The sequence below is a fragment of the Amycolatopsis sp. NPDC043889 genome (assembly GCF_056435645.1).
Genome location: NZ_JBWKEC010000020.1, coordinates 85,471 through 98,755 on the forward strand (window position 1 = coordinate 85,471; position 13,285 = coordinate 98,755).

The 13,285-nt window shown below is 69.6% G+C and carries 14 protein-coding genes; 7 read left to right on the forward strand and 7 right to left on the reverse strand.

The window, feature by feature from the left end; genetic code table 11:
- The first annotated feature begins 44 nt into the window (after positions 1-44).
- Complete coding sequence (gene pdxR / locus AC0685_RS29805; protein WP_478228541.1) at positions 45-1,424, forward strand: MocR-like pyridoxine biosynthesis transcription factor PdxR; 1,380 nt, start codon at positions 45-47, stop codon at positions 1,422-1,424.
- A gap of 79 nt (positions 1,425-1,503) precedes the next feature.
- On the opposite strand, the gene AC0685_RS29810 is transcribed toward pdxR, so the two are convergent.
- Complete coding sequence (locus tag AC0685_RS29810; protein ID WP_478228579.1) at positions 1,504-2,184, reverse strand: peptidylprolyl isomerase; 681 nt, start codon at positions 2,182-2,184, stop codon at positions 1,504-1,506.
- Between the two features lie 146 nt (positions 2,185-2,330).
- Between AC0685_RS29810 and AC0685_RS29815 the strand changes: the two genes are divergently transcribed.
- Positions 2,331-2,918, forward strand: a complete 588-nt coding sequence (locus tag AC0685_RS29815; RefSeq protein WP_478228542.1) for a hypothetical protein — start codon at positions 2,331-2,333, stop codon at positions 2,916-2,918.
- Between the two features lie 58 nt (positions 2,919-2,976).
- On the opposite strand, the gene meaB is transcribed toward AC0685_RS29815, so the two are convergent.
- Positions 2,977-3,945 carry a methylmalonyl Co-A mutase-associated GTPase MeaB gene (meaB, locus tag AC0685_RS29820; RefSeq protein WP_478228543.1) on the reverse strand — a complete coding sequence of 323 codons (969 nt, stop codon included), beginning with the start codon at positions 3,943-3,945 and terminating at the stop codon, positions 2,977-2,979.
- A gap of 5 nt (positions 3,946-3,950) precedes the next feature.
- The gene (locus tag AC0685_RS29825; protein ID WP_478228544.1) at positions 3,951-5,132 is read right to left on the reverse strand and encodes an acetyl-CoA C-acetyltransferase; all 1,182 of its coding nucleotides are present in this window, start codon (positions 5,130-5,132) and stop codon (positions 3,951-3,953) included.
- A 131-nt stretch (positions 5,133-5,263) separates the two neighbouring features.
- Here AC0685_RS29825 and mce point away from each other — a divergent pair, with 131 nt between their 5' ends.
- A complete protein-coding gene (mce, locus tag AC0685_RS29830; protein ID WP_478228545.1) occupies positions 5,264-5,713 on the forward strand; it encodes a methylmalonyl-CoA epimerase in 450 nt (149 codons plus the stop codon).
- On the opposite strand, the gene AC0685_RS29835 is transcribed toward mce, so the two are convergent.
- Both AC0685_RS29835 and AC0685_RS29840 read right to left on the reverse strand, forming a co-directional pair.
- Positions 5,707-6,270 carry a TetR/AcrR family transcriptional regulator gene (locus AC0685_RS29835; RefSeq protein ID WP_125673592.1) on the reverse strand — a complete coding sequence of 188 codons (564 nt, stop codon included), beginning with the start codon at positions 6,268-6,270 and terminating at the stop codon, positions 5,707-5,709. The genes mce and AC0685_RS29835 overlap by 7 nt on opposite strands.
- A 16-nt stretch (positions 6,271-6,286) precedes the next feature.
- On the reverse strand, positions 6,287-6,655 hold the full coding sequence (locus AC0685_RS29840) for an SPW repeat protein (RefSeq protein WP_478228546.1): 369 nt from the start codon (positions 6,653-6,655) through the stop codon (positions 6,287-6,289).
- Between the two features lie 247 nt (positions 6,656-6,902).
- Between AC0685_RS29840 and ccrA the strand changes: the two genes are divergently transcribed.
- The 4 genes from ccrA to AC0685_RS29860 all read left to right on the forward strand — a co-directional run bounded on the left by ccrA (position 6,903) and on the right by AC0685_RS29860 (position 11,157).
- Positions 6,903-8,243 (forward strand): crotonyl-CoA carboxylase/reductase, encoded by a 1,341-nt coding sequence (ccrA, locus tag AC0685_RS29845; RefSeq protein WP_340683600.1) that lies wholly within the window; start codon positions 6,903-6,905, stop codon positions 8,241-8,243.
- A 77-nt stretch (positions 8,244-8,320) separates the two neighbouring features.
- A complete protein-coding gene (locus tag AC0685_RS29850; RefSeq protein WP_340683601.1) occupies positions 8,321-9,457 on the forward strand; it encodes a coiled-coil domain-containing protein in 1,137 nt (378 codons plus the stop codon).
- A gap of 105 nt (positions 9,458-9,562) precedes the next feature.
- The gene (locus tag AC0685_RS29855) at positions 9,563-10,012 is read left to right on the forward strand and encodes a universal stress protein (RefSeq protein WP_478228547.1); all 450 of its coding nucleotides are present in this window, start codon (positions 9,563-9,565) and stop codon (positions 10,010-10,012) included.
- Positions 10,012-11,157: an adenylate/guanylate cyclase domain-containing protein gene (locus AC0685_RS29860; RefSeq protein WP_478228548.1), complete on the forward strand. Its 1,146-nt coding sequence runs from the start codon at positions 10,012-10,014 to the stop codon at positions 11,155-11,157. Before AC0685_RS29855 ends, AC0685_RS29860 begins: the two co-directional genes overlap by 1 nt.
- 98 nt (positions 11,158-11,255) lie before the next feature.
- On the opposite strand, the gene AC0685_RS29865 is transcribed toward AC0685_RS29860, so the two are convergent.
- Both AC0685_RS29865 and AC0685_RS29870 read right to left on the reverse strand, forming a co-directional pair.
- The gene (locus AC0685_RS29865) at positions 11,256-12,488 is read right to left on the reverse strand and encodes an aldehyde dehydrogenase family protein (RefSeq protein WP_478228549.1); all 1,233 of its coding nucleotides are present in this window, start codon (positions 12,486-12,488) and stop codon (positions 11,256-11,258) included.
- A gap of 52 nt (positions 12,489-12,540) precedes the next feature.
- Positions 12,541-13,254, reverse strand: coding sequence for a M50 family metallopeptidase (locus tag AC0685_RS29870; protein WP_007031724.1), 714 nt, complete (start codon positions 13,252-13,254; stop codon positions 12,541-12,543).
- Positions 13,255-13,285 lie beyond the last annotated feature (31 nt).

Sequence of the window (13,285 nt, forward strand, 5' to 3'; positions counted from 1 at the left end):
CGTCGAATCTAGCGGCGACTGGCCCACGAGTATGGTCCAGTATCATGGCGGAATCGTGGTCCAGTTCGGGAATAGACGTCCATCTGGACTGGCGTCCCGAAAGCGGCCGGAGCGGGCTCGCCGCGGCGATCCGCGCGGCCATCCGGGAGGGACGCTGGCAGGCGGGCGCCGCGGTGCCCTCCACCAGGGCACTGGCGCAGGACCTCGGCGTGGCCAGGGGAACGGTCACCAGGGTGTACTCCGACCTCGCCGCCGAGGGATACCTGCGGACCACGCAGGGCGCGCCGACCCGCGTCGCGACGGCGGGCGCGCTGCCCGCGTCACCGCCGCGGCCCGTCCCCCGCGACCCGGCGCCGCGCTGGGACCTGCGCCCCGGCAGGCCGAACCTGTCCGCGTTCCCCCGCTCCGCCTGGCTCGCGGCGACACGGCGGGCACTGCACCAGGCGCCGATGTCGGCGTTCGACTACACGGCCGAGTCCGGTGCCCCGGAGCTGCGGGAAACGCTCGCCGCGTATCTGGCCCGCAGCCGCGGCGTGATCGCCGACCCCGCCCGCATCCTGGTGTGTTCCGGGTTCTCGCACGCGATCGCGGTACTGGCGCGGGTCCTGCACGCGCGCGGCGCGGACGAGATCGCGTTCGAGAACCCGTCGCTGCACATCTACCGGAACATCGCCGCCGCCAACGGTCCCCGCGTGGTCGGCGTGCCCGTCGACGACCACGGGATCACGGTGTCCGCTTTGGACAGTCCGGCGGTGGTGGTCACCCCGGCGCACCAGTACCCGCTCGGCGTCACCCTCGCGCCGCGGCGGCGGGCCGAACTCACCCGCTGGGCGGAGGAAACCGGTGCCGTCGTGATCGAGGACGACTACGACGGCGAATTCCGCTTCGACCATCAGCAGGTCGGCGCGCTACAGGCGCTGGCTCCGGAACGGGTCGTGTACGTGGGCACGACGAGCAAGACGCTCGCGCCGTCGCTGCGCCTGGGCTGGATGGTGCTGCCGCGGTTCCTGGTCGAGCCGGTGCGCACGGCGCTGGCCGAGAGCGGGGCGCGGCCCGCGCTGCTGGACCAGCTGGCGATGGCCGAACTGATCGAATCGGGCGCCTACGACCAGCACATCCGCCGCTGCCGCGTCGAATACCGGTCCCGGCGCGACAAGCTGCTCGCGGCCCTGCCGGATTCCGTGCTGCCGCAGGGGATCTCGGCCGGGCTGCATTTGGTGCTCCAGTTCCCCGGCGAGCTTCCGCGGGAGATGGAGGTGCTGGCCGCCTGCCGCCGCCGCGCCATCGGGCTCGAAGGGCTCAGCGAGTACTGGATCGGCGAGCCGCGGCGCGAAGGGCTCATCATCGGGTATGGCACCGCCGCGAAGCACTCTTTCGCCGGCGCCACCCAAGCCTTGCGCGAGGCCATCTTCGAAGTCACCTGACTCCCCGCATTTCGTCCTCTGAATGCGGTAGTACGTCCAACGAACCACCGCATTCAGAGGACGAAATGCATAAGGGGGGTCAGCAGAACCAGGGGCGCGCCCGGAGGATGTCGGTCTTCAGGACGGGGGCGCCGTCGACCGGGGCGGGGTTCTCCGGGGTCGGCTTGATGCCACCGGCGGCGACGTCGTCGAGGGTTTCGAGGCCTTCGTGACCCACGGTGCCGAAGATCGTGTAGTTCGGGCGCAGCGCGGAGTCGCCGTACACGACGAAGAACTGGCTTCCGTTGGTCGCCGGGCCCGCGTTGGCCATCGCGAGGACGCCACGCGCGTACACCTTGCGCTCGCCGGTCGGGTCGGTCGGCGCGGGCGGCAGGCCCACGGGCAGCTCGTCCTTGTACTTGTAGCCGGGGCCGCCCTCGCCGGTACCGCTCGGGTCACCGCACTGCAGCACCTTCAAGGTCGGGTACGCGGTCAGCCGGTGACACGTCGTGCGGTCGTAGAAACGGTGCTTCGCCAGGTGCAGGAAGCTCTGCACCGTGCACGGCGCCTTCGCCCGATCGAGCGTCAGGTCGATCTTGCCCTGGTTGGTCCTCAGCTGCACCGGGACCTTGCCCCGGTCCGGCGTGCGCCGGGGGTCCGGCGGCAGCGGGACCGGCCGCGCGGCAGGCTCATCCGGGGTCTGCGTGTACTGGCACGGCCCCTTCGTGACCTTCGGTGGCGCGCCCTCCGCCGACGCCGTTCCGGTGCCGGCCGCGAGCATCAGCCCTGCCCCCAGCACTGCCACAAAGACCTTCGCGATCCTCTGCACGGTTCCTGCCTCCCAGCCGTGGACGAAGAAGAGAGCATAGGGTGAATCCCCGGCGCTCACACAGGTCCGGAAGTAGGTCCGCGATTAGGGTCGAAGCCGTGGAGATCGCCGAACGACACCAATGGCAGCTGAACGCCTTGACCTTCCTGTACGCGTACACGCAGTACGTCCTCGTGCACGAGAGGGTCATGGCCGGGCTGCCGCCGGAGAAACCGGCCGAACTCGACAAGCCGCGCATGCTCAGGCTCGCCAAGGTCGTCGACGACATGATCCTCGACTTTCGCAAGGAGGACGGGCTGACCGATCTCGAACGGCGCCGGGTCGTCCGCCTCGCCAGGGAGATCAAAGCGCACGTCCGGGAGAAGTGGCCGCCTCGCGACGCGTCGCTCACCGAGTGGATCGCCTCGGCCGCGGCGCACTTCTACTGCGAGGAGCACATCAACAACGGCTACGTCCGGATGGGCCGCGTCTTCGATCCCGACATGGCAGACAGGTTCCTGGAACGCGTGGAGTTCTGCCGGGGCCAGACCGTCACGATCACGAAGTACGCCCACAAGGTGGCCGACGGCGAGCAGCTCACCTACGGCGAGACGAACCAGCTCGAAGTCTGGAAAGAGGACGCGATCGCCCATCTGGACAATCTCGACAGCGATTTCGGTGACATCAAGATGTACGTCGAATTCTGACCGCTGCCGCACCAACAACCTCGTGAGTGGTAAGGACGGTTAGAACCGTCCTTACCACTCACGAGTCGCGAAGATCTCCGATGAGTTCTTCGGCCGCCGCGAACGGGTCGAGTTTCCGCGCGACCACGCGTTCGGCCAATTCGGTGAGCCGGTCGCCGGAGCGCAGGTCGACGAGTTCCGCGCGCAGCCGCTGCACGGCGATCGCCTCGACCTCGTCCCGGGCCCGCGCCGCACGGCGGCGGGGCAGTTCGTCGCGCCGGACCAGCCAGTCGTGATGTTCGTCGAGCGCGCGGACGACGTCCTCGACGCCTTCGCCCCGCGAGGCCACCGTTCGCACGATCGGCTGACGCCAGCTCGGACCGCGGATCTCCCTGCGCACCAAGGAGATCATTTGCTTGAGGTCGTGCACGGTGGCGTCCGCGCCCTCGCGGTCGGCCTTGTTGACCACGAACACGTCCGCGATCTCCAGCACGCCCGCCTTGGCCGCCTGGATCCCGTCGCCCATCCCCGGCGCGAGCAGGACCACCGTGGTGTCGGCCAGTTTCACGACGTCCACTTCGGACTGACCGACGCCGACGGTCTCGATCAGCACGACGTCGAACCCGGCCGCGTCGAGGACCCGGACCGCCTGCGGCGTCGCCCACGACAGCCCGCCGAGATGACCGCGCGTGGCCATCGAACGGATGAAGACGCCCGGATCGGTGGCGTGTTCGGTCATCCGGATCCGGTCGCCGAGCAGCGCGCCGCCGGAGAACGGCGACGACGGGTCGATCGCCAGCACCCCGACCCGCAGGCCCCGCGCCCGCAGGGCCGTGAGCAGCGCGGACGTCGATGTCGACTTACCGACACCCGGCGGACCGGTCAGACCGACGACCCGCGCGTTGCCGGTGTGCGGCGTCAGCTTCGCCGCGACCTCGGGCAACCGTGGATGAGCGTCCTCGACCAGCGACAGCAACCGGGCGATCGCGCGGGGGACACCGTCCCGCGCGCGACCGACCAGTTCGTCGATGTCCAGCTGTACCGGCAAGGGCTTTACGGAACGCGGATCAGCAGCGCGTCGCCCTGGCCGCCACCGCCGCAGAGGGCGGCCGCGCCGAGCCCGCCGCCGCGACGGCGGAGTTCGTGCACCAGGTGCACGGCGAGCCGGGCGCCGGACGCGCCGATCGGGTGACCGAGCGCGATGGCGCCGCCGTCGACGTTGACCTTCTCCGGGTCGAGTCCGAGCTTGTCGGCCGAGACCAGGCCGACGGCCGCGAACGCCTCGTTGATCTCGACGAGGTCGAGCGCGTCCGCGGTCAGCTTCTCCTTGGCCAGCGCGGCCAGGATCGCGTTCGACGGCTGCTCGTGCAGGCTGGCGTCCGGACCGGCGACCACGCCGTGCGCGCCGATCTCGGCGAGCGCGGTCAGGCCCAGTTCCTCGGCCTTGGCCTTGCTCGCGACGATGACCGCGGCCGCGCCGTCGGAGATCTGCGACGCCGAGCCTGCGGTGATGGTGCCGTCGGAGGCGAAGGCGGGACGCAGCTTCGCGAGGCTTTCGGCGGTGGCGTCGGCGCGGACGCCCTCGTCCTGCGAGAAGACGATCGGGTCGCCCTTGCGCTGCGGGATCGACACCGGCGCGATCTCGACGTTGAACCGGCCCTCGGCGATGGCGGCGGCGGCGCGCTGGTGCGACCGCGCGGAGAACTCGTCCTGCTGCTCACGGGTGATGCCGTAGCGGCTGTTGTACTTCTCCGTCGACGAGCCCATGGCGACCTGGTCGAAGGCGCAGAACAGGCCGTCGTACGCCATGTGGTCGACGAGCGTGGTGTCGCCGTACTTGAAGCCCGCGCGGGACTTCGGCAGCAGGTGCGGCGACTGGGTCATCGACTCCTGGCCGCCCGCCACGATCAGGTCGAACTCACCCGCGCGGATGAGCTGGTCGGCCAGCGCGATGGCGTCGAGGCCGGAGAGGCAGACCTTGTTGATGGTCAGCGCCGGGACGCTCATCGGGATACCGGCGGCGACCGCGGCCTGACGGGCCGGGATCTGGCCGGCGCCCGCGGTGAGCACCTGGCCCATGATCGTGTACTGGACCGCGTCCGGCGAGACGCCGGCCTGCTCCAGCGCCGCCTTGATGGCGAATCCGCCGAGTTGCGCGCCCGAGAAATCCTTCAGGGAACCGAGCAATCGCCCGATCGGTGTACGGGCGGCACCCAGGATCACGGAACCGGACACGGCGTCCTCCAAGCATCGGCGCAAGGGCAAAGGGGGTCTTCGCGACCATACCCGGGTCGCGGGTCTCTTGATGGAGCCAGTGTGAGGCGGCGCACGCCGGTCCACTCGCTCGCGCACCTATCCTGCTCTGCATGAACCAGGCGCTGAAAACGTTCGTGACCGCCATCGACCACGTCGGCATCGCGGTACCCGACCTCGACGCCGCGATCGCCTTCCACACCGAGCATTTCGGCCTGGAGGTCGCGCACGAGGAGGTCAACGAGGAGCAGGGCGTCCGCGAGGCGATGCTGCGCGCGCCGGGCACCGCGGGGACCGAGACCGCGATCCAGCTCCTCGCGCCGCTGCGCGACGATTCCGCGATCGGCAAGTTCCTCGCGAAGAGCGGCCCCGGGCTGCAGCAGCTGGCGTATCGAGTGTCCGATGTGGACGCTGCCGCCGCGGCGCTGCGCGCGCAGGGACTGCGGCTGCTCTACGACGAGGCGAAGCGGGGGACATCCAACAGCCGGGTGAACTTCGTGCACCCCAAGGACGCCGGCGGTGTGCTCGTGGAACTGGTCGAGCCCGCGAAAGACGGTCACTGACCCCGCGTCAACGCTGAGGCGATGAAGAGGACCTCGCGGTCGATCTCGGCGGGGTCCCCGTCCTCGGTGTGCCGTGCTGTCGCGTGACGGTGGCTGACCGCCCGCGCGAGCAGTCCCGACGCCGAATCGACGTCGGCGATGGCGACCTTGCCGCCCGTCGCGGCGACGATCACGGCCTTCACCTGCCGGACGAGTTGCTGGAAGCGTTCGGCCAGCGCGTCGCGGACCGCGCGGTGCGTGTCGGCCTCGCGCCACAACAGGTGTGACAGCGCCAAGGACCGGTTGAACCGCCTGTCCAGTTCGACGACGAGGCCGCGAAGACTGCCCGCGAGGTCGCCGGGGACGACCACGACGGCCGGTTCGATCCGGGCGTCGGGCAGTTCGGCGACCAGCGCGGCCAGCAGATCCGACTTACGCCGGAAGTAGTAGTGCACCAAGCCTTTCGGCACGCCCGCCCGCTCCGCGATCCGCGAAGTGGGCGTGGCGTCGAAACCGGATTCGGCGAAGAGCGCCTCCGCGGCCCGCAGGATGCGCTGTTTCGCCGAATCCTCTTTCACGCCGTTTCCTCCTGGGTCAGTGCTGCCCCGCCGTCCGGTGCGTCGCCTGGGCGATCGGCATCGCCGCCGCCCCGGCCACCACGGTCAGGACGCCGCCGATCCAAGCGGTCCAGGACGCGCCCATGAAGTCGGCGTATCCCATCACCCAGGGCGAAATGAACAGCAGCGCGCCCAGGACGATCTGAATGCCTTCGCCGTAGACCATGCCAGGCATCGCAAGCGACGCGAAACCGTCTAGGGCGACCAGCGCGCCGAGAATGACGAGCGTCCACATGGCGGTGTTGTCCGTGGTCATCCAGAGGGGTGAAAGCGCGACCACGACACCGATGACCACCTCCGCCCAGTCATGGGGACGGGTCCAAGGGCGCGTCGTGGGTTCGTTCATGCGTGCTCACCTCCGAAAATCGGCTGAACCTGCAGGTCGGAGAGATCTCCACAGCCCATGGTCCGCTTGGTTGGCCGGCCGGTCAAGACCGGTCGATAACACTTCGGGATGTGTACGTGCTCCACGTCTCGTACAGTTGTGGACCTGGTTACCCATGAGTAATTTGGGCGAACCACTCTTTGCCGGTGAGGCCACATCGGCGCAGTGGCGCCACACGCCGTCCACCACCCCATTCGCGGAGGTTCCGATGTCGCAGCTCGGCGAGATCCAGCAGGCCATTCTGAACGATGACCTCGGCGCCGTGGCGTCGCTCGACGTGCCGGAGTCCTATCGCGGGGTGACCGTGCACAAGGACGAGGCCGGCATGTTCGAAGGCCTCGAAAGCCGCGACAAGGACCCGCGCAAGTCCCTGCATGTCGACGAGGTCCCGACGCCGGAACTCGGCCCCGGCGAGGCGCTGGTCGCGGTCATGGCGAGCGCGATCAACTACAACACCGTCTGGACCTCGATCTTCGAACCGGTCTCGACGTTCAAGTTCCTGGAGCGCTATGGGCGGCTCTCGCCGCTGTCGAAGCGCCACGACCTGCCTTATCACGTCGTCGGCTCGGACCTGTCCGGCGTCGTGCTGCGCACCGGGCCCGGCGTGCACAACTGGAAGCCGGGCGACGAGGTCGTCGCGCACTGCCTCAACGTCGAACTCGAGGGCCCGGACGGGCACAACGACACGATGCTCGACACCGAGCAGCGGATCTGGGGTTTCGAGACGAACTTCGGCGGGCTCGCGGAGATCGCGCTCGTGAAGGCGAATCAGCTGATGCCCAAGCCGGGACACCTCACCTGGGAGGAAGCCGCCTCCCCCGGCCTGGTGAATTCCACGGCCTACCGCCAGCTCGTCTCGCGCAACGGCGCCGACATGAAGCAGGGCGACGTCGTGCTGATTTGGGGCGCTTCGGGCGGCCTCGGCTCCTACGCGACGCAGTACGCGCTCAACGGCGGCGCGATCCCGGTGTGCGTGGTCTCCAGCCCCGAAAAGGCGGAGATCTGCCGGAAGCTCGGCGCGGAGCTGATCATCGACCGCAACGCCGAGGGCTACAAGTTCTGGAAGGACGAGCACAACCAGGACCCGAAGGAGTGGCAGCGGTTCGGCAAGAAGATCCGCGAGCTGACCGGCGGCGAGGACCCGGACATCGTCTTCGAGCACCCGGGCCGCGAAACCTTCGGCGCGTCCGTCTACGCCGCGCGCAAGGGCGGCACGATCGTCACGTGCGCGTCGACTTCCGGCTACATGCACCAGTTCGACAACCGCTACCTCTGGATGAACCTGAAGCGGATCATCGGCAGCCACTTCGCCAACTACCGCGAATCGTGGGAGGCGAACCGGCTGATCGCGAAAGGTCTGATCCACCCGACGCTGTCGAAGACCTACTCGCTCGAGGACACCGGGCAGGCCGCGCTGGACGTCCACCGCAACGCGCATCAGGGCAAGGTCGGCGTGCTCGCCCTTGCGCCGGAAGAAGGTCTGGGTGTCCGGAACCACGAGCTGCGCGAAAAGCACATCGACGGGATCAACGCTTTCCGGAACGTTTAGCGCGCCGAACCGTGGTTTCGCCGCGCGTTGCGTGGGTGCTCACCCTTCCGTGACTCCAGCTCGACTACGGTAGAAGGATGAGCCTTGGCGAGGAACGGGAGCTAGTGCCGCTGGGAGCCGGCTTCGACGTGGCGAAGCGCGGTTACAGCCGTGCGCAGGTCGACGAACATCTCGAACGGCTGGACGCCGATCTGAAGATGCTCACCGCCGATCGCGATGCCGCCATCGGACAGGCGGGCGACCTGGCACGGCAGCTGGAGATCGCGCGCGGCGAGATCGCGGACCTGCGCGGGCAGGTCGACAGGCTCGCCCAGCCGCCGACGAGTGTCGAAGGCCTTTCCGAGCGCCTGCAGCGCATGTTGCGGCTCGCGCAGGACGAGGCCGCCGACACCAAGGCGCGCGCGGAAGCCGAAGCCGGGCACATCCGCGCCAAGGCGGAGACCGACGCGAGCGCCATGCGGGCCCGCTACGAGCAGCTGCTCAACGAGCTCGACCTCCGTCGCAAGGAGATGGAGGCCGAGCACCGCGGCGTGCTGGAGAAGGCTCGCGCCGAGGCGAAGGACATCACCGACAAGGCGAAGGCCGAGCGCGACAAGCTCGACGCCGAGGCGCAGCAGCGCCGCACGCAGGTCGAAGAGGACTTCGAGATCGCGATGGCGTCGCGGCGCACCGAGGCCATGCACGCGCTGGCCGAGCAGGAGGCCGCGAGCAAGGCCGAGGCGGCCCGCCGCGTCCGCGAGGCCACCGAGGACGCCGCCGCCATCCGCGCGAAGGTGCTCGAAGAGGAGACGGCGGCCAAGGCCGACATCGAGCGCCGTCAGCGCGAGTCCGTCGCCGACGCCAACAAGCGCAAGCAGGACTCGATCACCGAGGCCAACGCCCGGCTCGCCGAGGCGGCCGACGAGGCACGCCGCCGCGTCCGGCAGGCCACCGAAGAGTCCAACCGGCGGATCACACAGGCCACCGAACGGGTCGAAGCGCTCCGCAAGGTGCGCTCCAGCCTGGCCGAGCAGGTCCGCTCCGCGCGGGCCGCGCTCGCCGAGGCGACGCACGTGCTCGGCGACGAACCGCATGTCCCGGCGGACCTGAAGGCGAAGCCGTCGCCCGACGCGGAAGCCACCGTGCAGCTCCGGACGGCCGATGTGCCGAAGGCCACATCCGGCGCGAAGCCTTCACCGCGACCTGCGGCAGCGCAGAAACCGACTGGCGAGTAACCTTTTCACCCGACCGTGCTCACGGCGGCCTGCGAGGCCGCCGACGAGCGGTTATCGTCGCTGCTCGCGCGCACGTGCGGGCTGTCAGATCGGTGGAGGTTGCGGATGGCTGCATATCGGACCGTGGTCGTGGGCACGGACGGATCGGATTCCTCGTTCGCCGCGGTCGACCGGGCGGCGGGTGTCGCCGGGGACTCCGGAGCGACCCTGGTCATCGTGTGCGCCTACTACCCGGCCACCAAGGGCGACGTGGAGAAGGCACAGGACGTCCTCGGTGACGAGGCGTACCAGGTGGTGGGCTCGGCCCCGGCCGAGGACACCCTCCTGTCCGCCCGTGACCGGGCGGCGAAGGCCGGCGCGAAGAGCATCGAGACCGCCGCGGTCGTCGGCGACCCGGTCGACTCACTGCGCAAGGTCGTCTCCGAGCGCTCCGCGGACCTGCTGGTGGTCGGCAACCGCGGGCTGAACACGCTCGCGGGCCGCATCCTGGGTTCCGTGCCGTCCGAGGTCGCGCGGAAGTCCGGGGTGGACGTGCTCATCGTCCACACCACCTGATGCCCGAACCCGGCGAGATCTCGCCCGACGCGCTGCAACAGCGCCTCGAACGGATCCTGCTCGGCGGAAGGCGCAAGTACACCCGGCTCGAAGTCGCCGAGAAGGCAGGCGTTCCCGAGGAACGCTCTCGGCGCCTTTGGCGTGCGCTGGGCTTCGCGACGGTCGACGACGACGAGGTCGTCTTCACCGACGCCGACATCGAAGCGATCCGCACGGCCGATCAGCTGATGAACTCGGGGCTGATCGACCCGAGCATCGAGCTGGCCGTGACACGCGCGCTGGGCCAGCACCTTTCGCGTCTCGCGGAATGGCAGGTCCACATGCTGTGGACGATGATCACCGAGAACAAGGAGATCGGCAGCAGCGAACGCCAGATCGGGCGGCTCGTCGAGCGGCTGCTGCCCGAGCTGGAGAAGGTGCAGGAATTCGTCTGGCGCCGCCACCTGGCCGCCTACGCGGGCCGGGCGCTGGCACTGCCGGACGAAGACCTCGAAGCGAGGACCGAGGTGGTCGGCTTCGTCGACATGGTCGGCTACACCCGGCTGACCAGGCAGGTCGACGAAGAAGAGCTGACCGACATCCTCGACCGGTTCGAATCCGTCGCCACCGAGGTGGTCGCGGATCACCACGGGCGGATCGTGAAGATGATCGGCGACGAGGTCCTGTTCGTCGCCGATTCCGCCGTCGACGGGGCCGAGATCGCCCTTACCCTGTCCGCACGCGCCGATGCCGACGAGACCTTGCCCTCCGTGCGCGCGGGGCTGGCTTCGGGCCGGATCCTCAGCCGGTTCGGCGACGTCTACGGCTCGGTCGTGAACCTCGCCGCCCGCCTCACCTCGACCGCGCGGCCGGGCACCATCCTGGTCGACAAGGAACTCGCCGGCGAGCTTTCGGGGTTCCCGCAGTACGAGGTCCGCTCGCGGCGGCCGGTTTCGGTGCGGGGCTACAACCGGCTGAGGCCTTCGTCCCTGCGCCGGGCGCGGGACCGGCCTTCGGGCATGTTCGCGTCTTCGCAACAGCTCGCCGCGGAGATGCTGGGGCTGGGCGACGCCACTCCGGACCCGACGCCTGCTTCGGACGAGGTCGAGGACGCCACCGCGGACTCGATGCCTCCTCGGCCTCGGTCCAAGCGGCGGCGGCGCTGATCCCCTGCCGGGGAGCAAGGGACCTTTGCTACCACTCCCGCGGGTCGTGAGTGACGATTCGGGTTAGAACACGAATCGCCACTCACGACCACCGCGCGTCAGGCGGGCAGCACGGCGTACTGGCGCACGTAGAGGTCGGTGTAGGTGACCGGACCACGCGGGCCGGGGACCTTGTCCAGGTTGATGCCGGTCTCGGGGACGGCGAGGAGCTTGAAGCCGTCGAGCAGCCGGGTCGGGGCGTTCCAGAAGACGCCGGTGCCGGTGTACGCGTCGAAGAACGCGTCGGCGGCTTCGCTGCTCTCGGTCGCGATGCCGGCGGCCAGGCCGGAGGTCCGCTCGTTGGCGATCTCCGCCGCTTCGGGCAGGCCGGAGACCTTCGCGACGGTGACGGTCGCTTCGCGGTCCGAGTCGAGCGCCCATTCGTAGCCGATGGCGTGCTCGTGCGGGGCGAGCGAGGGCGTGACGCCGCGTTCGGCCAGCGCGCCGGAGATGCCGGGCCAGACGCGGTCGTGGGCGTTCTCGTGGATCAGCAGCAGGTTCAGCCGGTTGCAGACGCCGAGCCGGTCGAGGCTGTTGAAGACCAGGTCGCGCACCTTGTCGGTGTCGGCCGCTTCGTCGACGTACAGCACGCCGCCGCCGTCGGCGTGCGCCAGCGTGCGGACGCCGTGAACGGCCGCCTCGGTGGCCAGTGCCCGGGTGCTGTCACCGCTGCCACGCAGGATGACCAGCGGCACGAGCTCGGGGAAACGGACCAGCGCGGACGCCGCTTCACGCTCGGCGCGCGGCACCAGCTGGATGACGTCCGGGTCGATTCCCGCCTCGGAGAGCGCGGGCGCGATCACGGTCTCGCGCAGACGCTGGGCCGAGCCGAGCGCGGCGGAACCCGTGCGGAGCACGCCACCGTTGCGCGACTTCACCAGCTGCGAGGCGACGTCCACCGTGACGTTCGGGCGCGCTTCGTAGTTCGCGCCGATCACGCCGACCGGGCGGCGACGCTCCACCAGCCGCAGCCCTCCGTCCAAAGTGGACACATCGACGGAGCGCTCCTGATGCGGGGCGCCCGCCAGGAGACGGAGCTGTTCGGCCATGCCGGTCAGCCGCTCGGGCGTGATGGTGAGCCTGTCGAGCAGGCCCGCGCTCATGCCGTCCTCGCGTGCCTTGGCGATGTCGGCCTGGTTCGCTTCGAGCACGACGTCGGCGTGCTCGACCAGCTTGTCCGCCATGGCGTTCAGCGCGGCGTCGATCGCCTCCGCGGTGGCGGCGGCCAGCGACGGCGCGGCCCGTTTCGCCGATCGAGCGCATTCCTCGACGGCCTTGGCGACCTCGTCCATCTGCTGACTCCTTCCGCGCGGAACGAGCCATCAGTCTGCCGTACCGCCCCGGTCAGGCGACGGTCGGCTCCAGCAGCCACAACCCGCCCGCGAAGAGACAGCTCACCGTCAGCACGGCCATCACCAGCACCCACAGCACCGCGGGCATCCCGGTGAGCCTGCCGAGCTGATCGGCGTCGGAATCCCGCGCCGCTCCCCGGCGCCGCTTGATCTGGAGCTCGACCACCGGCCGAACACCGCCGAACAGCAGGAACCAGGTCAGCAGGTAGACGAAGATCGCCTGGAACCACGAGGGCGCCACCAGCGCGACCAGCCCGAGCACCACCGAGCTGGCGACCACGGTGAACACGCCGTAGGTGTTGCGCACCATCACCAGCACGCCCAGCAGCATCAACGCCATCATGATCAGCACGACGGTGATCAGGTCCGACGAGAGCAGCCCCGCGAACACCAGCCCGAGCACCGCGGCCGCCGGGTACCCGGCCAGCGCGGTGAACGCCATCCCCGGGCCCTCCGGTTTGCCACGGGAGACCGTGACTCCAGAGGTGTCCGAGTGCAGCTTGATGCCCTGCAGCCGACGGCCGACCAGCACCGCCGCCAGCGCGTGACCCGCCTCGTGGACGAGCGTGATCAGGTTGCGGGCGATCCGCCAAGGCCTGCCTGAGAGCACCACGAGCAGCGCGAGACCACCGGTGACCAGGGTGATCGTGCCGGGCGGGGTGGACTGGGCGATGTCGGAAACCGTTTCGGCGGGAGACGAGCTCACCTCACCAGCTCACCACAAGCCGGATATGTCC

Coding starts and splice junctions, on each gene's coding strand:
- AC0685_RS29840 (WP_478228546.1), bottom strand. CDS start 6,655: ATGAACGAACCCACGACGCGCCCTTGGACCCGTCCCCATGACTGGGCG.
- AC0685_RS29865 (WP_478228549.1), bottom strand. CDS start 12,488: ATGGACGAGGTCGCCAAGGCCGTCGAGGAATGCGCTCGATCGGCGAAA.
- AC0685_RS29860 (WP_478228548.1), top strand. CDS start 10,012: ATGCCCGAACCCGGCGAGATCTCGCCCGACGCGCTGCAACAGCGCCTC.
- AC0685_RS29855 (WP_478228547.1), top strand. CDS start 9,563: ATGGCTGCATATCGGACCGTGGTCGTGGGCACGGACGGATCGGATTCC.
- ccrA (WP_340683600.1), top strand. CDS start 6,903: ATGTCGCAGCTCGGCGAGATCCAGCAGGCCATTCTGAACGATGACCTC.
- AC0685_RS29850 (WP_340683601.1), top strand. CDS start 8,321: ATGAGCCTTGGCGAGGAACGGGAGCTAGTGCCGCTGGGAGCCGGCTTC.
- mce (WP_478228545.1), top strand. CDS start 5,264: ATGAACCAGGCGCTGAAAACGTTCGTGACCGCCATCGACCACGTCGGC.
- pdxR (WP_478228541.1), top strand. CDS start 45: ATGGCGGAATCGTGGTCCAGTTCGGGAATAGACGTCCATCTGGACTGG.
- AC0685_RS29810 (WP_478228579.1), bottom strand. CDS start 2,184: ATGCTCGCGGCCGGCACCGGAACGGCGTCGGCGGAGGGCGCGCCACCG.